Source organism: Romboutsia sp. 1001285H_161024_C4 (assembly GCF_015550185.1).
GTDB lineage: Bacteria > Bacillota > Clostridia > Peptostreptococcales > Peptostreptococcaceae > Romboutsia_C > Romboutsia_C hominis.
The window spans coordinates 82,146-104,641 of record NZ_JADNAJ010000004.1 but is presented as its reverse complement, the minus strand read 5'-3'; the positions used below and the strand labels follow the sequence as shown (position 1 = coordinate 104,641).

The window sequence follows — 22,496 nt, the reverse complement described above, 5'->3', positions numbered from 1 at the left end:
TAGGGGAATTTAAATAGAAAATTAAATTTATAAATAAAAGGTATTATCAAAATCTTGATAATACCTTTTATTTACTACTTAAGTAGTGAAACACCTTTGTTATAGTATTCATCCATCATATCCTTAGGAACCATACTTCCTCCAGTTGCCCAAGCTATATGAGTTATATTTTCTATCTTATCTTCAAGATTATTAGCTTTTAAATATTTCTTACCTTCTTCAGAAGTAAGTACATTTATTATACCTGGGACACCAGCAAGAGCTGAAGGTTCTAAGAATATATTTTCACCATCAGCCATTTTAGTTAATAATCTGTACATATTTTCATCAGTAACAGAGTAGCATCCACTCATTAATTTTTCTAATGTTTTACCAACAAATCCAGAAGCTCTACCAACAGCTAATCCATCAGCAGCAGTTATATTGTCTATTCCAAAGTCTTGAACAGAAACTTTATCATGCTCACCAGTCATACATCCTATCATCATGCATGGAGAGTGTGTTGGTTCAGCAAAGAAGAAGTGTACATTATCTTTGTATAAAAGCTTAAGTCCAAAGGCAACTCCACCAGGACCTCCACCAACACCACATGGTAAGTATACAAATAGTGGATGATTATCATCTACTTTTACATTAATATCTTTTAATTGTTTATCTAATCTTTTAGCAGCAACAGAGTACCCTAAGAATAAGTTTTTAGAGTTTTCATCATCTACAAAGTAGCTATTAGCATCTGCTTCAGCTTGTTTTCTTCCTTCTTCAACAGCTTTGCTGTAATCAGATTCATACTCTATAACTTCAACGCCTCTGCTTCTTAATAAGTCTTTTTTCCATTGTCTAGCATCTGCAGACATGTGAACTGTAACTTTGAAACCAAGTTTAGCACTCATTATACCTATACTTAAGCCTAAATTTCCAGTAGAGCCAACTACTACAGAATATTGAGAAAAGAATTTTCTAACTTCATCGCTATCTAATTTAACATAGTTGTCTTCTAATGATATTATATCGTTTGCTAAAGCTAAATCTTCAGCATGTTTTAATACTTCATATATTCCACCTCTAGCTTTTATAGATCCTGATACTTTAAGGTGACTGTCACATTTCAATAATAGATTTCCAGCAAGTTCTTTACCACAGATTTCTTCTAGCTTAGCTTTCATGTTATCTATTTTAGCTATTGGAGATTCTATTATTCCATTTTCTGATTGAGTTTCAGGGAATACTTGAGCTATGTATGGAGCAAATCTATTTAATCTTGCTTCTGCATCTAGTACATCAGCTTCAGAAAGCGAAACATTTTCCATACCCTTATCAAAATTAGTATGAAGTGGATTTATCCATATTGATTCTTTTAAATCTATTATTTCTTGTAATAAAGGATATTCATCAATCCAAGTTGATATTTCTTTGTTTAAAACTTTTGCATTAGACATAATAATAACCATCCTTATATTTTTATTTTTAATTCTTAAAGATAAATATTTATATAAATTTACCTAAGATAAATGAAGTTTATATTAAAACTATTTGTTAATTTAAATAAGTATTAATTAATTTTATTTCAAATAGTTAAATAATACTTAACTAATACTAACATTTTTTATGATTGACGTCAATTGAATTTAATTATTATTATAAAAGTTAAATAAAATTTAATTAAATTGATAAGAATAAGTTATATTGATATAATATGTAATGATAATTTCAAATACACAAAAGAGGTAAATTAACATATGAATGAAGTAGATATATCAAGAAATATTACTGAATATAGAAAAAGTAAAAATTTAACCATAAAAGAATTAGCTAACTTAACAGGTGTAACACCTTCTTTACTTAGTCAAATAGAAAAGGGAACATCAAACCCGTCTATAAATACGCTAAAACAAATTTCTAAGGCTTTAGATATACCCCTATTTAATTTTTTTATAAATGATAATCCTACTGAAAATTTAGTAGTTAGAAAAGATAGTCGAAAAAAAATAATGTTTGCTGAGGATGATAGCTTTGCTTATGAATTATTGACTCCAAACTCGCGAGGAACCATAGAGTTTATGCTTATGAAGATACCTAAAAGAGAGTCATCTTCAAAAGAACTTTTTAGTCATAAGGGCGAAGAAGTGGCTTATGTTATGAAAGGCTGTGTAAGTTTACATTTGATGAATACAGTTATTGAGTTAAATTGTGGAGATAGTGTAAAAATACCACCACACTCAAATCATAAGTGGGAAAATAATTCTGATGAGGATTGTGAGGTTATATTTGCAGTAACACCACCATCATTCTAAAAAATAAAAAATTTAAAATAAATTAGAAGAATAGAAGGATTTGTATAAAAAAGTACCTAAAGCTAAAATAGTTTTAGGTACTTTTTTTATATATTGCCATAATTATTCTGTTTAAATTTATTAAAAAGGTATATTAATTATAATAAGAAATAATTATAATAGATAAAAATTTAAAATAAACATAGAGGGAAAGGTATGCTATGGAAGAAGCAAAACTTATAAAGATGATAAATAATAATCCATTTGTTATAAAAACTATAAACAATCCAACAGATGAGATTAAGTTATTAGCTATAAAGAAAAATGGGCTTGTATTAGAGTATATAGAAAATCCAACTATAGAGATGCAAGAATTAGCTATAGACAACAATGCTAGAGCAATTAAATATATAGATAAACCAACAGAAGATATGATGATAAAAGCTGTAAGCGATGGATGGACTATTTTAGAGTGCATTAAAAATCCAACTGATAAGGTAATTAAATTAGCTATAGATAAAGCTGGATGGGCTATTAAATATGTTGAAAATCCAAATGAGGAGCTACAATTATTAGCAGTAAGGAAAGATTATGATTCATTAAAATATATAAAAAATCCTTATGAAAGTGTTCAAGAAGAGGCTGTAAAAATAAATTATACTGCATTAAGATATATAGATTCACCTAGCTATAATGCACAGATTTTAGCTATTAAAAGCAATGAATCGGCTATTAGATTTATAAAAAACTTGGATAAAAGTAAAATGTTAGAATTTTTAAAGGTAAATATTTTAACTATTAAATATATTTCAAATAAGATATCTAAAGAAGAATTAGAAGAAGTGTTAAAAGAAATGCTATCAAAGGAAGATATTGAAGAAAAATATGTTAGAGATTTTTTAAACTGTAAAACTATAGATAAAAATAATGATAATATATCCATGGATAAGATAATATTCATTCATAAATACGGAAGTAAAAAAGCTAAAAAAATAGCTGTAGATGAAAAACTTAAGATGATATAGGAGAAATAAAAAATGAATTTTATAGAGACATTAAAAAGCGTTGACTTAGTTTTAGCTACTGGGGAAGTACCTTTAGTAGTTGGCGAAAGTGGAATAGGAAAAACTGCATTAGCAAAAAAGCTTGCTAAAGAAAATGAGTGGAGTTTAATTGTTATTGATGGAAACTTACTTAAAGAAGGTGAAATAGGAGGCTTACCAACTGTAGAATCTTATATAATAAGTAATTCTAATGGTCAGGAGATAGTAAAGAAAACAACAGTATATGCAGTTCATAACAAGCTAAGGGAAATTGATGAAGAAATATCTAAAGGAAGAAATGTTCTTTTATTTATAGATGAAATAAATCGTTGTGAGCATACGGTACAACAAGAGCTTATGAACTTAATATTAAATAGAGAAATAAATGGATATAAGTTACATGATGATGTAAAAATTTTAGCAGCAATGAATCCATCAAGTAAGTATGGTTCAGATTTTGATTATCAAGTTGTAGATATGGATGCAGCTCAAGAAAATAGATTTGTATGGCTAAATATGGAGTCTGATTATAATCAATGGCTAAAATGGGCAATAGGTGAAGGTCTTGAACAAAAGGTTATAGAGTTTATTTCAACCTTCCCAGAATATTTACACAAAATAAATGAAGGAGATGTATCAGCAACTCCAAGAAGTTATGAAAGAGTTTCTAAAAGTTACAAAGTATATAAGGATCAAAAAGATTCAATACCAAAGGCTGTATTTTTAAATGTTATAAAAGGAAATGTAGGTAAAGTTATCGCAGAGGAATTTATAAACTTTATTGAATCAGATTATAGTCCACTTATATCTTATGAAGAGGTTTTTTGTGGAGAAACTTTAAGTGAATCTGTTATAGAAAAAGTAAAAAATGAAAGTCATACAAGACTTTATTTATCAGTAATGAATATTTTAAGGGATTTAGAATCAAATATTAAAAATGAAGATTATGAGGCAAGCTATTATATTAATAGATTTGTACAGTTTTTAAAAGTATACCCTATAGATTTAATGGTAGGAATTATGAAAGAGATTAAAAATAGCTATAAAAAAGTATATGAAAAAGCTATAGAAAATGAAGAATTTGTAGAAGCTTACTTCGAATCTTATAAATTAATAAGGGGATAGCCTATGGAAACTTACTTTGATAAACAAAAAAGAGATCTTTATTATAAAACAGAAAAAATTATAGATACGTATGCTATGTTAAAAGCAAATCACAAGGGTGAAAAATTTGAGATAGATATACCACAAGATTTCAAAAATGAATTTTTCAGTTTAGTAGATAAAGTTAATCTAAGCCTTATGGAAGACAAAGATAATTTCTATGGATATTTTTTATTTCAAACATCAAGAGAAATAAGATTTGATATAAGTAGTCCCACTGCTATAAATTTTAAAGGTGCTAAGTATGTCATATACTTTAATCCAATAATTTTTTTAGACCTTAATATGAGACAAATGGAAAGTACAATTAAACATGAAATTCTTCATGTAATATCTATGCATTTAGTAAGAGCAAGAGAATTAAAAGGAAAATACAGTACATTAGCTATTAATATGGCGATGGATATAGTGGTTAATAAATATTTAAATAATTTACCACCATATGCTGTTACTTTAGAAAATGTAAATGTAAAATATAATTTAAAACTTGAGCCTTATGAGCCTTTTGAATACTATGTAGAAAAAATTCAAACTGAATTAGATTTACAAGAAGTAGATAAAGATGGCGAAGAAGATGATACTCGTCAGTCTGATGATATAGAAACTGAATACAATCCAGAAAAAACTCATGATATTTGGGAAGATTCTAGTAATATAGATGAGGAAACTCTTAAAGAATTTACCCAAAAAGCTATTAATAATTCTCAAAAAGGTAAAATTCCAGAATACTTAGATGGTATGATATCATCACTTAAAAATAGTAAAGGTGAATTGCCTTGGAACTTATATCTTAATAGATTGATGGGAACAGTCGAAAGCAATAAAAAGAAGACTATAACAAGAAGAAATAGAAGACAGCCAAATAGATTAGATTTGAGGGGACAGTTGAGATCTCATAAAGCAGAGATAGCTGTCGCACTTGATATAAGTGGAAGTATTAGTGATGAAGAATTTAAACAAGCTATTAAGGAAGTACTTAATATAGTAAAAAATTATAACCATGAAATTACAATCATAGAATGTGATAATGAAATTAGACGTGTGTATAAAGTCAAATCTGTAAAAGATATAAAAGAAAGGCTTAAAAGAAGAGGATCAACTAAATTTAGCCCAGTTTTTGAATATGCTAATAATAAAAAAATTAATTTATTGGTATACTTTACTGATGGTAAAGGAGAAGACAGGCTACAAGTAATACCTAGAGGATATAAAATTTTATGGGTTATTTCAGGAAGAGGAGACAAACTTTCATTAAGAGAGCCTTATGGAGCAGTTAAAAAACTTAGCAAGGTTAAAATAAAAGATGATACATTAGATATGAGTGATGTTAGAAATGATGGATATTCAATGAATAACCAAGCTCCAATTTTATAAATTTATGTATTAAATTCTGGTTATTCTAATAACATAATAATAAAATTTCAATGAGAAATATAATTTCTAAAGGAGATAATAATATTATGAAAGAAGCAGAAAGATTATTAAATGAATAATTTGCGATTATTTTAAATATTTCTCCTGATGAAGTAACCTCATATATATTAAGTCAAATATCAAAATAAAGTACTTTATACTATACTTTATTTAAAAATATTAAAATTAAAAAATCTCAAAAAGTATCTTAATTTAAGATATTTTTGAGATTTTTACTTTAAAGTAATACAATTATATTAATAATTAAGCTAATTTATTAAAGTTTTTTACCTAAACAAGCCATATAAATTACAAACTCATTTTCTCCATCTAAATCTAACATATTATCAATTATATCCTGATCATATATTCCGATAGCACAAGTCCCGTAATTAAGAGATTCTGATGCTATGTAAAGATTCTGGCAAACATGTCCAATATCTATAAGTATTTTCTTATGAGCAGTTATACTAAATCTATGTTCACTTCTATATGGAATACAACTCCAAGCAAACACAACGGCACTTTTAGATACGAAACCTTGAACAAAAGGTTGGTTTGGAGTTGCTTTATCTATTTCATCATCTATATTGCTTAAAGTCTTTATAAATAAAAGTTTATGTTCTAAAGGTAAATATCTGTAAACTCCACTCTTTAAACCATCAACATTATTTATTATTAAATATGTTTCAAATGGGTGAGTGCAACCAGCAGAAGGTACAGTTCTTAAGGCACTAAATTTATCTTTTACAGTTTGGATTCCTTGAGTAGCCCATAGTAAATACGAAAGTTCAGATAAATTTATTTTTTCATCACTATATTTTCTTATACTTCTTCTATCATTTATACAATCTAGTACGTTAGGTTTAACTAAAATGTCTTTGCTTACAGGAGGTAACTCTATTAAATTAGAATTTGAATCATATTCTTTTTGGAAAGAAGGAGCGGGTATTCCTTTTTGTTTATCCGTTTTTATCTGTTTTAGTATTTCAAAATCAGCTTTGAAAAATTCTCTGTTTTGTGCAATTTTATCCATAGATGTCTCCTTATTAAAATGTATAAATTTTTACACTTATTATACCATATATATAAATATAAGTGGAAAAAGCCTAAATGGTAAAAATTTCATATTAGAAGCTTAATTACAGATAAAAATTAATAAATATTTTTGTGTAGTAATAATTAATATTTGCTTTAATAGAATATATTCAAAAATATATTAAAATTATTTTAAATTAAAAAAAACTATTTTAATTTATAAAAAATTATGTATAATTAATATAGATGACTAAAAATTACATATTAGCAAACCTAGAGAAATCTAGCGACGCAAAGCTAAAGGGGCTAAGGTAAAATTAGACTATGCCAGCCAGTTGCCAAAGAATTGATATTCTTTGTTTTTATAGAGTTATCTTATGATATAATTGTAAGATTGTTTTATAATGTTTACTTTAGATGGCAACTACCCTTTATAAAGGGTAGTTTTTTATTTAATAAAAACAACTATAGCTCTATAGCAAGACTATATTTTGAAATTTGGGGTAAAATATTTAGTTATTGTAAATTCATATAATATAAGAGGGAGAATATTATGAAGAAAAAGATAGCATCAATATTGGCCATATCTGTTATAGCAACAAACAGCACACCTGCTTTAAATGTTTTTGCTAACGAAGTAATAAAGGAAAAAGCATTAGCGATAGAGGAACAAGTTTCTAAAAGTATGACAGTTAGTGATTTTAAAATTAAGAACAATCCTAACTTCGCTAAGTATAATGAACTTTATAGAGTTGAGATACAGTCTATAACAAACAATGGAAGAAGTTACCCAGGAACTAAGATAGAAAATGCTATAGATGGAAAACTTAATACACATTGGGAAACATACACTAGAAATACAAATGAATTTAAAAATGAAGTAATTGTGGAGTTTAAAGATATAGCCGAGATAAATAGATTAGCTTATGCTACAAGACAAGACGGGGCTAAAGGTAAAGGATATCCTACTAGTGCAGAGATATATGTTTCAGAGAGTGAAATAGGTGAAGATTTTAAACTAGCAGGAAAAATAGAAGGAAGTAAAGTTACAGGTGGAATGGTTGAATTTAAATTTGATACTGTAAGAGCAAAGAGAGTTAAATTCAAATTCGTAGAAGCACATGACGAGTGGGCAAGTGCCGCAGAGTTTTGGTTCTATAAAGAGGATAGAATTCTAGATAAGATGGAAAGATTATTTACTAATGCAAACATGAATGAAGTAAGTAAAGAGTTTGCAACTCCTGAAGCATTAAACACTTTAGAGAAAGAAACTGAAGGACATCCATTCCGCGATAGCTTTAAAGAATATATAGATAATGCAAGACTTGTTCTAGAGAACAAAGAGGTTAACTTTATTGAAACTAAAGTATCTAAGTTATTAGGGTATGGAACTGAAAACCAAAAAGCTTATGATGACAAGTTTATGTTAGGTAAAGACCACATCGTTAATACACAAGTAAATGGTGGAACTTACTCTACAACAAAAATAGAATATATGTATGATGGTGACCCTAATACACATTGGGAAACAAACAGAAGCAATGGTAATGGTTTCACTAATGAAGTGGTATTCACTTTTGATGAAATAGAACAACTTGATAGAATAGCATTATTACCTAGAAGCGGAAATCAAAAAGGATTTCCTACTAAGTATGAAATATATGCTTCAGAAACTTCTCAAGGGGATACATTCAAATTAGTTTCTAGCGGTACTGCAGAAGTTACTAAAGACTTCATGCAATTTAAATTTAACCCAACAAACTTTAAGAGACTGAAGTTTGTATTTAAAGAGTGCCATGAAAATAGACCATTCATATCAGAAGCTAGGTTCTATAAAGAAGATGCTTTATCAGAGAAAATGGATAAACTATTTACAGACAGTAATAAGAATACAGTAAACCCTGATTTTGGGACTTTAGAGAAACTTACTGCTTTAGAGAATGAAGCGAAGGCACATCCTTTATACAGTAAGTTCAAAGAAGATTTAGATGATGCTAAACTTGTATTAGAAGGTAACGAGGTAACTTATGCAGATGCTAAAGTTTCGAAGTTTAAAGCTTTTGGAACTCCAGAGTTAGCAGAGTATGATAAGACTTATAAGATAGATAATAGTCATATAAAGAATATAACTACTAACGGTAGACATTGGTCAAATCAAACTATAGATAAAGCTATAGATGGTGATCCTAACACTAATTGGCATTCTGATGCTAGAAATAGCGAAACTCATACAAACGAAGTTATAATGACTTTAGACCAAATAAGAACTTTAGATAGAATAGTATATTATTCTCCGAGAGATAGAGGTTTCGCAGAGAAGTTCGATATCTATACTTCTAAGACTAGTGAAGGAGACACATTTACTAAAGTAACTAGTGGTAGTGCTTCAAGAACTGGAGACTCTATATCTATAAAGTTTAATCCAACTCAAGCTAGAAGAGTTAAGTTTGTTTATAAGCAAGGATATGAAGGTTGGGCTTTAGCGTCAGAGTTCGGATTATATAAACAAGACCAAACTCTAGATAAAATACAAAGGTTATTCACTGATGATACTATGTCTAAAGTAAGTGAAGAGTTTGATACAGTTGATAAATTAAAAGCTTTAGAGAACGAATGTAGTACACACCCATTCTTTGAAGACTTTAAAGAGGACTTATACAATGCAAGAGTTCTAATAGAACAAGGCAAGGTAGAGAGTTCTGTTGCTACAAGTAAGAAGTTTAATCATCTGGATAATGCGGAGTATGTAAAACAATTTAGAATACCTTACGAGAATATAAAGAGTATAAGTAATAATGCAGGGCAATATCTACAACAGCATATAAATAACGCGGTTGATGGTAATGTAGACACTTACTGGGAGACTAATAGAGGAAACGATAAAGAATGGTCTAATGAAGTAACTATAGAATTCAAACAACCTATAACTGTAGACAGAATAGCTTATGGTGCTAGACAGTCAGATAGAAAAGGATTTTTAGAGGAATTCGAGATATATGGTTCTAACGCTACTAAAGGTGATAACTTCCAATTAGTGGCTACAGGTAGAGCAGACAGTACTTCTGGTTTAGTTGAAGCTAAATTCAAACCTACAACATTTAAGAGAATGAAATTAAAGTGGGTTAAAAGTAACCAAAACTGGGCTACACTAAACGAAATAATGTTCTTTAAGAGAGATATAGTTTCAGATAAAGTTAATAACTTATTTACAAATGAATTAAAGAATGAGTTAAACCCAGAATTCAATTCATTAGAAGCTATTGAAGCTTTAGAGAAAGAAGTTAAAACACACCCATTAAAAGTAGAACTTATGGAAAGTATAGACATGGCTAAAGATTTAATTAAATCTCCTGATAAGAATAAAGGTCATGTTTATGAATTAGAAAGCAGAGGAGACGCTATAAAGGAAAGTCAAAAGAGAAAGGTATGGAATTTCAGAGATTGGCAACCTACAGGTTTAGCAGTTAAGTCAGGTGAAAAGATAACTGTGTATGTTGATACAGAAACAGGCGACCCAGTACCTAACTTAGTATTTAAACAAATGGATAGTAGACATAACGGTTTAGCAGATATAAGATTAACTAGAGGTAAGAACGAAATTACAATACCTGAGGTCGAAGTAAATGATATAAGACCAGGGACTGCTAAAGCAGGAGTATTATATGCTTCAAATCCTTATACTCCAGAGCAACAAGCAAGAAAGCCTAAGATAAGAATAATAGGTGGTGTAAGTTATCCTCAATTCGTAAAAGGTGTAGATAATGATGAACAGGTAATAAATGAGTTACGTGAATATACTGAGAAGTTAAAGAAAGATCCTAAACTACCTGATGTATTCGAAGTATTAGGAGATAAAGCTTTAGTAAACGTTAGAGCAACGTATGCTTTAGATTGGTATACAGAAAATAATAAAGTACCTAGTTATACAGCAGATAGATCTGACGAAGTAATAAAGGAAGCAATGAAGTTCTGGGGATTTGATGGTTCTAAAGATATACATTCGGACTTCAACTTTAGATATGTAACTATGCTTAAGAACTTAAGTGGTGGAGTATTCATGAATGCAGGAAACGGTATAACTGGATACAACCAAGGACAACAAGGTGGAGCTCTAAACGTTGACACTGGCTGGGGATTCATGCATGAATTAGGACACAACCTTGATACAAATAATAGAGCAATGCCTGAGATAACTAATAATATTTTACCTCTTCATTTCCAAATGATTAAAGGTGAAGCTAGTAAGATATCTCAACAAAACTTATGGGAGAGTAAAATATTCCCTAAAGTAAGTAAAGAAGATTATTCTAACAATGAGTGGTACCCTGCAAGTGACACTAGTTCATTAACTCATATGGCACCATTATGGCAATTACAACTATATGATAATACATTCTGGCCTCGTTTTGAGCAACAATTTAGAGAGAGAAACATAGGTGGTGGTGACTGGAATAACAAGCATGAAGCTTGGGCAGTTGTTGCATCAGATGTTCTTCAATTAGACTTAAAAGAACATTTTGCTAGACATGGTTTCTACGTTAATGAAGAGACTGCTAAGCATATGGCTCAGTACAAAAAGCCAGATAAGAAGTTATGGTATATAAATGATAATAAGTATCTGAACAAAGGTGAAGGTTTCAATAACGAGGTAGATTGTAAAGTTAAAGTTAAGACACAAGAGACTTCTGTTAAATTAGATATATCAATAGATAAAACCAATGCTAATAGTCTTCTTGGATATGAGATAATTAGGGATGGTAAAGTGATAGGATTTACTACTAAAGATACTTTCATTGACACTAACATAAATCCAGGTACTAATCACGAGTATAAAGTAGTTGCTTACGATACTCAATTAAATCCTTCTGAAGGTGTAGGCGTTAAGGCACATCAACCTATATTAGAAACAGTCGGAGGGTTGACATTAGCTTTAGGTGAAAATTTCAATGCTTTAGATTATGTTAAGGCAACTGATTACAATGGTAATAAATTGAAAGACATTAAGGTCACAAGTGATGTGGATACTACTAAGAAGGGTAACTACACAGTAACTTATGAGGTAACTGATAATGATGCAATTTCTAAAGAAACAATGAACGTTAATGTTGTTAGTAAATATGATTACTTATCAGATAGTGAGTGGAAGAGTGAACATACCGATTGGGGTAAACCATCACGTAATAACTCTATAAAGGGAAGAATTTTAGGAGAGATTAAAGACTACGATAAGGGAATAAGATTACATGCTAACGGAAATGTTGTTTATGATTTAGGTGAGCATAACTATGATAACTTTGAGGTTAAAGTTGGAGTAGACATGAACTTAGAAGCTCAAAATAATTCAAGTATAACTTTCAAGATTGTAGGCGATGGAAAGACTTTAGCAACAACTAAAGTATTAAAGCATGAGGATAATATGCAGTATATAAATGTTCCTGTAAAAGGAGTTAAAGAACTTAGATTAGAAGTTAACAATGGTGGAAACGGAAATACTTCAGACCACGGTATATTTGTAGAACCTAAATTAACAACTAATAATGCTAAACCTGAGTTAACTATACCTAAGTCTCAAACTGTTAAAGTTGGTCAAACTTTAGAAGACATAGTTGGAACTTACAAAGCTACAGATGCCGAAGACGGTGACATAACTGGTAATGTAGTCGTGACTGGACAAGACAAAGTTAACTTTAATAGAGTTGGTAACTATACTATAACTTATAGTGTAACAGATAAAGACGGCAATAAGGTAGAGAAGAGTAGAGTTATAAATGTAATAAACATGGAAGACTTTAAATACTTGAGTGACTTTGATTGGAAGTCTGCAAATTCAGGCTGGCAAAGTGTTAGGAAAGACAACGCAGTAAGTGGAAATAAGTTAAAACTTACTGGAGAAGATGGTCAAGAGGTTGTATATGATAAAGGAATTGGGACTCATGCAAACTCTACAATAGTATATGATTTAACAGATAAAAATGTAGACTTATTTAGTGCATTTGTAGGAGTAGACCGTGCTATGTATGGTTCAGTAGGTAGTGTACAATTTGAAGTGTATGTAGATGGTGAAAAAGTTTATGATAGTGGTTTAATGAATTCTAGAGATTCACAAAAGTTTGTGGATGTAGACTTAGCAGGAGCTAAAGAACTTAAACTAATAGCTAAAGATGGTGGAAACGGAATAGGTTCTGATCATGCTACTTGGGGAGATGCTAAGTTACATTATGTTAATACTGAAAGAGTTTATACTGAAGAATTAACTACTGCATTAGAAGAAGCTAAGAAGTTGGATAAGGATAATTATACAGACAAAAGTTATCAAGTTTTAGCAGACAGTATAGCTAAAGCTGAAGCATTATTAACAGAAGAGAAACCAAATCAAGAATCTATAGACGCTATGACAAAAGAACTTCAAGATAATGTAAAAGGTTTAATAGAAATAAATCTACAGGAAGTTGTTAATATTCCAGATAAATATTTAGTTAAATCTATACAAAATCAATTGGGAAAAACCGGAAATATAACTTTAGGTGATATGCGTAGTTTAACTACTTTAAGGTTATCTGGTGTTGTCGATTTAACAGGTATAGAGCATGCTAGAAACTTAGAGACTCTAGAAATGAGCTATAATGAAGTTAAAGATTTAAGACCATTAGCAAATCTAAAAAAACTTAAAACATTAGATGCAAAAGAGCAAATTATTGCAGTAGGAGAATTAACTCCATCTAATGGTAAAGTTGTAGTTGACTCTAAAGCATATAACAGAGAAGGAAAAAATGTAGCTAAAACTGTTAAACTTGTAGATAAAGATGGTAATACAGTAATAGAACAAGATGCTAAAGATGAGTCTGTTATAAGTATAGAAGGTTTACCTAAAGGTTTATATGGTGTTCATGTATTATTTGAAGACGAAGATTTTGATGGCATAATGATATATTTATTCAATATAAATTAAAAAAGTATTCAAAATATTACTTTTTTAACTATAGAAAAATCACTGCTTATTTTTAATAGGCAGTGATTTTTTTATATTTTATTAAACATATTGATTTATCTAAGCTAGTAATTGTTTTTAAAAGACCATTTGAATATAGAAAAAGATACAATGTAAACAATACTATATTTATAACGCGACCTAAGAGTTTTGGTAGACACGTATAAGTAAAATTAATAACTAAATTTTAAAAGATCAAAAAATAATAAAAGAAAAAGGAGCATATTCAATAAATATTTCAAAATATAAACTTTAAAAAGATGCAGATAATTTATTTTTATCAGAACTTTATAATGCACTCTATGGTGGTGAAAAGGTAGTTGTATTTCATAATTGTCATCAAATTGCTCTAGATTTGCTTACTTTAAATACTACTGATGAAATACTAGCAAATGGGAAGTATTTAAATTTTTATAACCGAAAAAAATGAAGAAATTATTAGAAATTTATTTTCAAATAGTTTTATGAAAAAGGCACACCACATTAAGGGGGTTGCTTTGAATATATGGGGTGAATAATTAAATAAATAATTAATATCAGAGTGCTATAAAATATTTAAATTAAAAATTAATGACAAAAATTGATAAATTTCTAGAAAACGGTTGCTAAGAAAACAAAAAGTGTGTTAGTATACTAGTATAAAGAAGAAGGGCTTGGATAGATAAAAAAATAACAAAGGAAATTATATGGATAATGACTAAGTCCAAATCAGATATTTCAGATTATATACTAAATTGCGCTTAGCAATCATCAATAATTAAGAAAACGATATTTTAACTTTGGGGGGAAGTTGGTATACTAGTATAAAACAAAGTGAAAAATTTGAAATATCATAAGGAAAAAAGAATAATAATATGTTCTAAGGAGTGGGGAAATGGAAATATCAACAGAAAAAGTTCTAAAGCAGGATGTAGTAAAACCTTTTGGTCTGCAAGACAAGATAGGATATATGTTAGGGGATTTAGGAAATGACTTATTCTTCCAATTTGTAAGTGGATATTTAATGCTATTCTATACAGATGTGTTAGGAATAACTGCGGGGGCAGTAGGAACTATGTTAGTAATTGCTAGAATATGGGATGCAATAAATGATCCAATGATGGGGACTTTTATAGATAGAAGAAAAGTTGGCAAAAATGGTAAATTTAGACCGTACTTATTATACGCCGCGTTGCCTGTAACGATTATGGGATTTTTAACATTTACAGCTATACCTGGTATACCAGATAACTTAAAGTTAGTATATGCATATATAACTTACATAGGTTTTGGTATGTGTTATACAGCTATAAACATACCTTATGGGTCATTGGCATCAGTAATGACAACAGACCCAGTGGAAAGAACATCTTTATCTACATTTAGATCAGTAGGTGCACTAATTGCAAATTTAGCAATAATGATTATAGTACCTAAATTAGTATTTAGTGATGGTGTAGCCACAGCAGGTGGGTTTATGAAAGCTTCGGCTGTCTTTGTAGTATTTTCTAATTTATGTTATTTTGGGGCATTTAAATTAACAACAGAGCGTGTTAAGCATAAAGTTCAAGAAACAAAAGAAAAGTCAAGTTTTATAAAAACAGTTAAAACTTTACTAAGTAATAGAGCTTTAATAGGGTTAATGTTAGCTTCATTTGGTATGTTAGCATCTATGATGGCAGTTAATGCTTTAACACCATACTTATATAAAGATTATTTTAAAGCACCAGAACTAATATCTCTTGGTGGTGTAATTGGAATGATTTCATCATTTTTAATATTACCATTCTTATCACCACTTGTTAATAAGTTTGGAAAGAAGGAGCTTTCAGTAGGAACTATGTTAATTGCTGTAGCAGCAAACTTAGCATTATTCTTAATGCCTATAAAAAGTCCATATGTGTATATGGCTATAAACTTTATAGCATCTATAGGAACTGGGTTCTTCAATGTATTAATTTGGGCATTAGTAGGTGATGCAATAGATTATCAAGAATATATAACTGGTAAGAGAGAAGAAGGTATTGTTTATGCATCTTACTCTTTAGTTAGAAAGCTAGGTCAAGCTATAGCTGGTGGAATAGGTGGATTTGCGCTTACTTTCATTGGATACAAAGCAGGGGTAGCAACACAAACACCAGAAGTTGCTCAAGGGATAAAATACATAATAACAATACTACCTTTCGTATCAGCTTTAATTTCAACTATAGCTATGACATTTGTGTATAACTTATCAAAAACTAAATTAGCAGAAATGACAAAGGAGTTAGAACTTAGAAGGGGATAAATATAGGAAATTACTATAAAATTATAAGAAAATTAAGCAAAACAGATATAAATACTTATTAGCCCTTGTATGTACAAGGGCTTATAGTTTATAGGCTAAATTATATTAGGTATTAGAATTTTATCAATTTATTTTTTATTAACTTTAAAAAGCAAAATTTTTGTAGAAATGAATTGAAAAACGATTGCCTTTAATTATTGCGTATGTTAGTATACTAGTATAAAGGAAAGAGCTATATAATTGCTTACTAATGGAGGATATTATGGCGAATATATTTGATAAGTATGAAAAGACACAAGAATTTTTAATATGTATTGACTCTGATGGATGTGCAATGAATACTATGGAAATAAAGCATAGAAGATGTTTTGCACCAGAGATGATAAAAACATGGAACTTATATGAAAAAGAAGATTATATATTAAACCTTTGGTATGACATAAATCTTTATACAAAAACTAGGGGTATAAACAGATTTAAAGGTTTAGCTGAAACCTTTAAAATCATAAGCAACGAAGGTATAGAAATAGATGACCTTGATAGTCTTGTAAATTGGGTTGAGACTACAAATGAATTATCAAACAAATCCTTAGAAAGAGAAATAGAAAAGACTAATAGTAAGGCCTTAAAAATGGCATATGAATGGTCTTTAAATGTAAACAAATCTATAGAACAATTACCAAAGGGTGATGAACCATTTGAAAATGTAAAAGAAGGATTAGAAACATTATCTAAGTTAGTAGATGTTGCAGTAGTATCATCAGCAAATGGAGAAGCTTTAGATGATGAGTGGAATAGGCATAATTTTGTTAGGCATCTTAAAGCACTACTAGGGCAAGAAGCTGGAACAAAACAATATTGTATATCTGAGCTTAAGAAAAAAGGATATGATGAGAAGAAAATATTAATGGTAGGAGATGCACCAGGAGATTTACAAGCTGCTAAAAATAATAATGTAAATTTCTATCCTATATTAGTAAATAAGGAAAGTTATTCTTGGAAAAGATTAGTAAATGAAGTAGTTCCTAAATTAATGAATGGTACATTTGATGAAGCTTATCAAAATCAATTAATAAAGGAATTTAATGATTCATTAAAATAATAAAAATATTTGTAATAAAAAACATCCATAATAAATACAATAGGGGGAATAATTATATGTTAAATTTAAAATCAAAACCTTATAATCTTGATGAACAATCTATACAATGGGTAAAAGACACAATTGCAAATATGACAATAGAAGAAAAAATAGGTCAACTATTTGTAAATATGGGTGCAAGCCGTGATGAACAATACTTAAAAGGTGTTTTAAATAATTATCATATAGGGGCAGTTAGATACAATCCAGGTAAAGCTGAAGATGTATATGATCAAAATAAAATATTACAAGAAAATAGTAAAATACCACTATTAATAGCTGCAAATACTGAAAATGGTGGTAATGGAGCATGTACAGATGGGACATATGTAGGAAGCCAAGTTAAGATAGGAGCAACAAATGACCCTAAATATGCTTATGAAATGGGGCGTGTTTCTGGTGTGGAAGCAGCAGCAATAGGATGTAACTGGAGCTTTGCACCAGTAGTTGATATAAATAGAAACTAGAGAAATCCAATAATATCTTCTCGTTGTTATTCATCTAGTGCAGAGCAAGTATTAGAATTTTCTTTAGAGTACATGAGAGGAATAATGGAAAGTGGTATTATGCCTGCGGCGAAGCATTTCCCTGGAGATGGAATTGATGAACGTGATCAACATTTATCATTTGCTCCAAACTGGCTTTCAGTAGACGAATGGGATGCTACATTTGGAAAGGTATACGGAGGATTAATAGATGCAGGTCTTCCATCAATAATGGCAGGACATATAGCTTTACCTGAATATGTACGTTACTTTAATCCAGAAGCAACTATTGAAGAATTAACTATGCCAGCCACATTAAGTAAATATATATTAACAGATTTATTACGTAAAAAAATGGGATTCAATGGAGTAATAGTAACAGATGCAAGCCATATGGTAGCTATGACATCGGCAATGAAGCGTAGTGAAATGTTACCAACAGCTATAGCGGCAGGTAGTGATTTATTCCTATTCTTCAATGATCCAGATGAGGACTTCAAGTGGATGATGGATGGTTATAAGAATGGAATAATAACTGATGAGCGTCTTGAAGAAGCATTAACTCGTATATTAGGATTAAAAGCTGCTTTAGGATTACATAAAAAAGCTAAAACAGAAATACTAAAACCAAAAGAAGAAGCTATGGCTAAAATAGGATTAGAAGAAAATAAAATACCTGCTTTAGAAATAGCAGATAAAGCTATAACATTAGTTAAGAATAAAGAAGATATATTCCCTATATCTCCAGAAAATCAAAAACGCGTATTACTTGTAGAGCCTAAAGGTCATGACGGTGGATTTGGAAAACTAATGGCTATGATGGGTGGAAAAGGTAAAAATGCAATCGAGTTAATGAAAGAGTTATTAGAAGCAGAAGGATTTGTAGTTGAAATATATGAATCTCCAATGGAAAAAGCAATGAAGTTACCACCAGAAGAGATGATGAAATCAATGATGGATATTTACTCAGGAAAGCGTCCTATATCTGAGTTAACTAGCAAATATGATTTAATAATAAACATAGCAGATATTGGACCAGGAACAGACCAACGTATACAATGGCCAATGAGTAAAGGTACTCCTGATATACCATTTTATGTAAATGAAATACCAACAATATTTGTGTCAGTACAATGTCCATTCCATTTAGCTGATGTACCTCAAGTAAAAACTTATATAAACACTTATGATAATAAAGAATACACTATAAAAGCATTAGTTGAAAAGATGTTAGGTAGATCAGAATTTGTCGGTGTAAGCTCAGTAGATGCGTACTGTGGATTATTAGATACACAATATTAATTTATAAATATAAATAATCAAATACTAATAGTTGTAGTTAAATATTGTATTTAACTACAACTATTTTTAATATATTACAAAACTTTTTTTAAATGACTAATGGATATAGTTAAATGATGTAAAATAATTAATATAAAAAGAAAAACATAATATAAACTCTACGATTAGTTTATTGAAAGATTTTCTCTAATAGTTTAAATTATTAACAAGAGGTGAAACTGATGGATTGTAAGAAAGTTGGCAAATTAATATATGAACTAAGAAAAGAAAAAAACATGACACAAAAACAAGTTGCCGAATTAATGAATATAAGTGATAAAACAATAAGTAAATGGGAGCGAGGATTAGGTTGCCCTGACATTTCTTTACTTTTAAAATTATCAGATATATTTGGTGTAAGTATAGAAGGGATTCTATCAGGAGAAATAAATTTAAATGAATTAGAGGGAGGAAATATGAAAAATATAAGATTTTATATATGTGATAAATGTGGAAATTTAATAACAACAACAGGTGAAGCATCTATATCTTGTTGTGGTAAGAAAATAGAACCATCAATTGCAAAAAAAGCAGAAGATGGACATAGACTTAATGTAGAAAATATAGAAAATGAGTTATTTATTACATCAGAACATGAAATGAAGAAGGAACATTATATTTCTTTTGTAGCACATGTAAAAGGAGATAGAGTTCAGATTGTAAAACAATATCCAGAGTGGAATATGCAGTTTAGGTTAAATCAAAATGGACGTGGTAAATTATATTTTTATTGTAAAGAACACGGACTATTTTATCAAATAGTATAGAGAAAAAATTAGTTACCAAAAAACAAATATATTTATATAGAGATATTAATTTTAAAGATAAAACCTACTATCGATTTATTGATGGTAGGTTTTTTTATAAGAAAATAATAGTAGAAAAATACTATATAAATTTTAATTATTTACATATGTTAGATTTTTGTTCTTTAATATAAAAGTTTATCTTATTATTGACAATTTTAAGAGAAGAATTAAAATTTTTTATCTCATCTTCGATATATTTTTTATGTTTTAAAAGTATATCTTCACGTTGGCATATGGTATCTGGACCTTCTATACATAAATTAACATATTCTTTAATTTTAGAAATAGGCATATGAGTATTTCTTAAACAGCATATTAGATTAAGCCACTCCAAATCTGTATCTTTAAATATTCTATTGCCTTGTTCATTACGTTCAATAAAAGGGAGTAACCCTTCTTTTTCATAGTATCGAAGTGTATGAGGTGACAAGTTATATTTTTGTGCTACTTCTTTAATAGTATATGACATATATAGCCTCCTAAAATATATGATAATATATTATACCTTTATAGTTAATTGTAAGCAAAATCAAAATAGATAAACTAAAAAATACTTATTGACTTAGAGTTTACTCTAAGGGGTATACTTATTAAAACAACGAAAATTACTTTAAAGACTAGCATCTAGGAGGAATTAATATGATATTAAATGTTTTAAATAAAATTGATGAACCAAAAGATTTAAAAGGACTTTGTAGTAATGACTTAAAAGTATTAGCTGACGAAATAAGGGAAATTTTAATAAAAAAAGTAAGTACAACAGGTGGCCACTTTGGTCCTAATTTAGGGATGGTTGAAGCAACTATAGCACTACACTATGTGTTTAATTCACCTATAGATAAGATAGTTTATGATGTTTCTCATCAATCATATACACATAAAATTTTGACGGGAAGAAAAAATGCATTTATAAATCCTGATAAATACAACAGTGTTACAGGATATACTTCACCTCAAGAAAGTGAACATGACTTCTTTACAATCGGACATACATCAACTTCAGTTAGTTTAGCATGTGGATTAGCAAAGGCTCGTGATTTAAAAGGTGGTAATGAAAATATTATAGCAGTTATAGGTGATGGTTCTTTAAGTGGTGGGCAAGCTTACGAAGGATTAAATAATGCAGCAGCATCAGGAAAAAATATAATAATAGTAGTTAATGATAATGATATGTCTATAGCTGAAAACCACGGAGGTCTTTATCAAAACTTAGCTTTACTTCGTAACACTAATGGAAAATCAGAAAATAACTTCTTTAAAGCATTAGGATTTGATTATCATTATATTAAGGATGGAAATAATATTGAGTCTTTAATTAAAACATTCTCAAAAGTTAAAGACACAAATCATCCAGTGGTAGTTCATATGCATACTATCAAAGGAAAGGGATATAAAGATTCAGAGGAAAATAAAGAAGCTTTCCATTGGGTAATGCCATTTGATTTGGAAACAAAAGAACCAAGATTTAAAAGTACAGGTGAATCTTATTCAGAGGTTGCAGGCGAATTTTTATCACAAAAGGCAAGAAAAGATAGTAGTATCGTAGCAATAACAGCTGCAACTCCTGGGCCAGTTGGTTTAGGTTCATTTAGACATGAATTTAAAGATCAATTTATAGATGTTGGAATAGCTGAGGAACATGCAATAGCACTTGCATCAGGTATAGCATCACAAGGTGGTAAACCCGTTGCATCTTTTGTTAGTTCATTTATACAAAGAACTTATGACCAATTATCTCAAGATCTTGCTATAAATAATAATCCTGCACTTATCATGGTTTATTGGGGAGGAATAACAGATAGTGATGTAACACATCTTGGATTATTTGATATACCGCTTATATCTAATATACCAAACATAGTATATCTTGCACCAACTAATAAAGAAGAATATATTGCAATGATGGAGTGGGGAATAGAGCAAGATAGACATCCAGTTGCAATACGTGTTCCTAATATGGAGGTAGTGTCAACAGGTGTTAAGGTAGAACCTAATTTTGATAACTTAAACACTTATGAAAAAGTTAAAGAAGGAAGTGAAGTAGCAATTATTGGACTTGGCTCATTCTACCATTTAGGAAATAGGGTACAAGAGATGCTAAAAGAATCAACAGGAATAAATGCTACATTAATAAATCCTAGATTCATAAGTGGAATAGATGAAAAATTATTAACTGAGCTATTGGATAACCATAGATTAGTAGTAACATTAGAAGATGGAATACTTGACGGTGGATTTGGTGAAAAGATATCGAGATTCTATGGGGATAAAGATATGAAAGTATTAAACTTTGGAGCATCAAAAGAATTTACAGATAGTGTATCATTAAAAGAATTATATGAGCGTTATCACCTAACTGAAGAGTTAATAATTTCAGATATAAAGGATGCTCTTAAATAAGATTAAAATTTGATTATAGATAGATTATAATCAACCTAATTATTGCGAATATTAAGAGGTAAGAATAGGAGTAGCTTTCACTATTAAGAGCCATATTGATGAATTTATCAATATGGTTTTTATTTATGTAAAAATAAT

General features: G+C 29.4%; 12 protein-coding genes, 1 pseudogene and 1 riboswitch. Of the genes and pseudogenes, 10 read left to right on the top strand and 3 right to left on the bottom strand.

The window, feature by feature from the left end; translation table 11 throughout:
• Window positions 1-74: 74 nt before the first annotated feature.
• Entirely contained in the window at window positions 75-1,436 is a 1,362-nt protein-coding gene (locus tag I1959_RS08650; RefSeq protein WP_195237946.1) for a D-serine ammonia-lyase, read from the bottom strand.
• 300 nt (window positions 1,437-1,736) lie between these two features.
• On the opposite strand from I1959_RS08650, the gene I1959_RS08645 reads away from it, so the two are divergent.
• The 4 genes from I1959_RS08645 (at window position 1,737) to I1959_RS08630 (ending at window position 5,851) form a co-directional block, all read left to right on the top strand.
• The gene (locus tag I1959_RS08645) at window positions 1,737-2,291 is read left to right on the top strand and encodes a helix-turn-helix domain-containing protein (RefSeq protein WP_092922789.1); all 555 of its coding nucleotides are present in this window, start codon (window positions 1,737-1,739) and stop codon (window positions 2,289-2,291) included.
• Window positions 2,292-2,491: 200 nt separating this feature from the next.
• Window positions 2,492-3,295: a hypothetical protein gene (locus I1959_RS08640; RefSeq protein WP_092922792.1), complete on the top strand. Its 804-nt coding sequence runs from the start codon at window positions 2,492-2,494 to the stop codon at window positions 3,293-3,295.
• A 12-nt stretch (window positions 3,296-3,307) separates the two neighbouring features.
• A complete protein-coding gene (locus I1959_RS08635) occupies window positions 3,308-4,438 on the top strand; it encodes an ATP-binding protein (RefSeq protein ID WP_195237944.1) in 1,131 nt (376 codons plus the stop codon).
• Between the two features lie 3 nt (window positions 4,439-4,441).
• Window positions 4,442-5,851, top strand: coding sequence for a vWA domain-containing protein (locus tag I1959_RS08630; RefSeq protein ID WP_166504790.1), 1,410 nt, complete (start codon window positions 4,442-4,444; stop codon window positions 5,849-5,851).
• Between the two features lie 316 nt (window positions 5,852-6,167).
• Here I1959_RS08630 and I1959_RS08625 read toward each other — a convergent pair whose 3' ends face one another.
• The gene (locus I1959_RS08625; RefSeq protein WP_166504791.1) at window positions 6,168-6,926 is read right to left on the bottom strand and encodes a SagB/ThcOx family dehydrogenase; all 759 of its coding nucleotides are present in this window, start codon (window positions 6,924-6,926) and stop codon (window positions 6,168-6,170) included.
• A gap of 258 nt (window positions 6,927-7,184) precedes the next feature.
• Window positions 7,185-7,271, top strand: a riboswitch (cyclic di-GMP riboswitch).
• Window positions 7,272-7,481: 210 nt separating this feature from the next.
• On the opposite strand from I1959_RS08625, the gene I1959_RS08620 reads away from it, so the two are divergent.
• From I1959_RS08620 to I1959_RS08600, 5 genes and pseudogenes are all read left to right on the top strand, one after another.
• A complete protein-coding gene (locus I1959_RS08620; RefSeq protein ID WP_195237942.1) occupies window positions 7,482-13,877 on the top strand; it encodes an NPCBM/NEW2 domain-containing protein in 6,396 nt (2,131 codons plus the stop codon).
• Between the two features lie 913 nt (window positions 13,878-14,790).
• Window positions 14,791-16,182, top strand: coding sequence for an MFS transporter (locus tag I1959_RS08615; protein WP_166504793.1), 1,392 nt, complete (start codon window positions 14,791-14,793; stop codon window positions 16,180-16,182).
• A 262-nt stretch (window positions 16,183-16,444) separates the two neighbouring features.
• Window positions 16,445-17,284 carry an HAD family hydrolase gene (locus I1959_RS08610; RefSeq protein ID WP_195237940.1) on the top strand — a complete coding sequence of 280 codons (840 nt, stop codon included), beginning with the start codon at window positions 16,445-16,447 and terminating at the stop codon, window positions 17,282-17,284.
• Window positions 17,285-17,340: 56 nt separating this feature from the next.
• Window positions 17,341-19,110, top strand: a pseudogene (locus I1959_RS08605) (glycoside hydrolase family 3 protein).
• A 221-nt stretch (window positions 19,111-19,331) separates the two neighbouring features.
• Entirely contained in the window at window positions 19,332-19,916 is a 585-nt protein-coding gene (locus tag I1959_RS08600; RefSeq protein WP_166504795.1) for a helix-turn-helix domain-containing protein, read from the top strand.
• Between the two features lie 136 nt (window positions 19,917-20,052).
• Here the strand turns inward: I1959_RS08600 and I1959_RS08595 are convergent, their stop codons facing one another.
• A complete protein-coding gene (locus I1959_RS08595) occupies window positions 20,053-20,427 on the bottom strand; it encodes a MerR family transcriptional regulator (RefSeq protein WP_092922819.1) in 375 nt (124 codons plus the stop codon).
• Window positions 20,428-20,597: 170 nt separating this feature from the next.
• Between I1959_RS08595 and I1959_RS08590 the strand changes: the two genes are divergently transcribed.
• Window positions 20,598-22,358, top strand: coding sequence for a 1-deoxy-D-xylulose-5-phosphate synthase (locus I1959_RS08590; RefSeq protein ID WP_166504796.1), 1,761 nt, complete (start codon window positions 20,598-20,600; stop codon window positions 22,356-22,358).
• Window positions 22,359-22,496 lie beyond the last annotated feature (138 nt).

Excerpts from the sequence above, each read along its gene's own strand:
- I1959_RS08635 (WP_195237944.1), top strand. The coding sequence starts at position 3,308 with ATGAATTTTATAGAGACATTAAAAAGCGTTGACTTAGTTTTAGCTACT.
- I1959_RS08650 (WP_195237946.1), bottom strand. The coding sequence starts at position 1,436 with ATGTCTAATGCAAAAGTTTTAAACAAAGAAATATCAACTTGGATTGAT.
- I1959_RS08590 (WP_166504796.1), top strand. The coding sequence starts at position 20,598 with ATGATATTAAATGTTTTAAATAAAATTGATGAACCAAAAGATTTAAAA.
- I1959_RS08600 (WP_166504795.1), top strand. The coding sequence starts at position 19,332 with ATGGATTGTAAGAAAGTTGGCAAATTAATATATGAACTAAGAAAAGAA.
- I1959_RS08615 (WP_166504793.1), top strand. The coding sequence starts at position 14,791 with ATGGAAATATCAACAGAAAAAGTTCTAAAGCAGGATGTAGTAAAACCT.
- I1959_RS08610 (WP_195237940.1), top strand. The coding sequence starts at position 16,445 with ATGGCGAATATATTTGATAAGTATGAAAAGACACAAGAATTTTTAATA.
- I1959_RS08625 (WP_166504791.1), bottom strand. The coding sequence starts at position 6,926 with ATGGATAAAATTGCACAAAACAGAGAATTTTTCAAAGCTGATTTTGAA.
- I1959_RS08645 (WP_092922789.1), top strand. The coding sequence starts at position 1,737 with ATGAATGAAGTAGATATATCAAGAAATATTACTGAATATAGAAAAAGT.
- I1959_RS08630 (WP_166504790.1), top strand. The coding sequence starts at position 4,442 with ATGGAAACTTACTTTGATAAACAAAAAAGAGATCTTTATTATAAAACA.
- I1959_RS08640 (WP_092922792.1), top strand. The coding sequence starts at position 2,492 with ATGGAAGAAGCAAAACTTATAAAGATGATAAATAATAATCCATTTGTT.
- I1959_RS08620 (WP_195237942.1), top strand. The coding sequence starts at position 7,482 with ATGAAGAAAAAGATAGCATCAATATTGGCCATATCTGTTATAGCAACA.
- I1959_RS08595 (WP_092922819.1), bottom strand. The coding sequence starts at position 20,427 with ATGTCATATACTATTAAAGAAGTAGCACAAAAATATAACTTGTCACCT.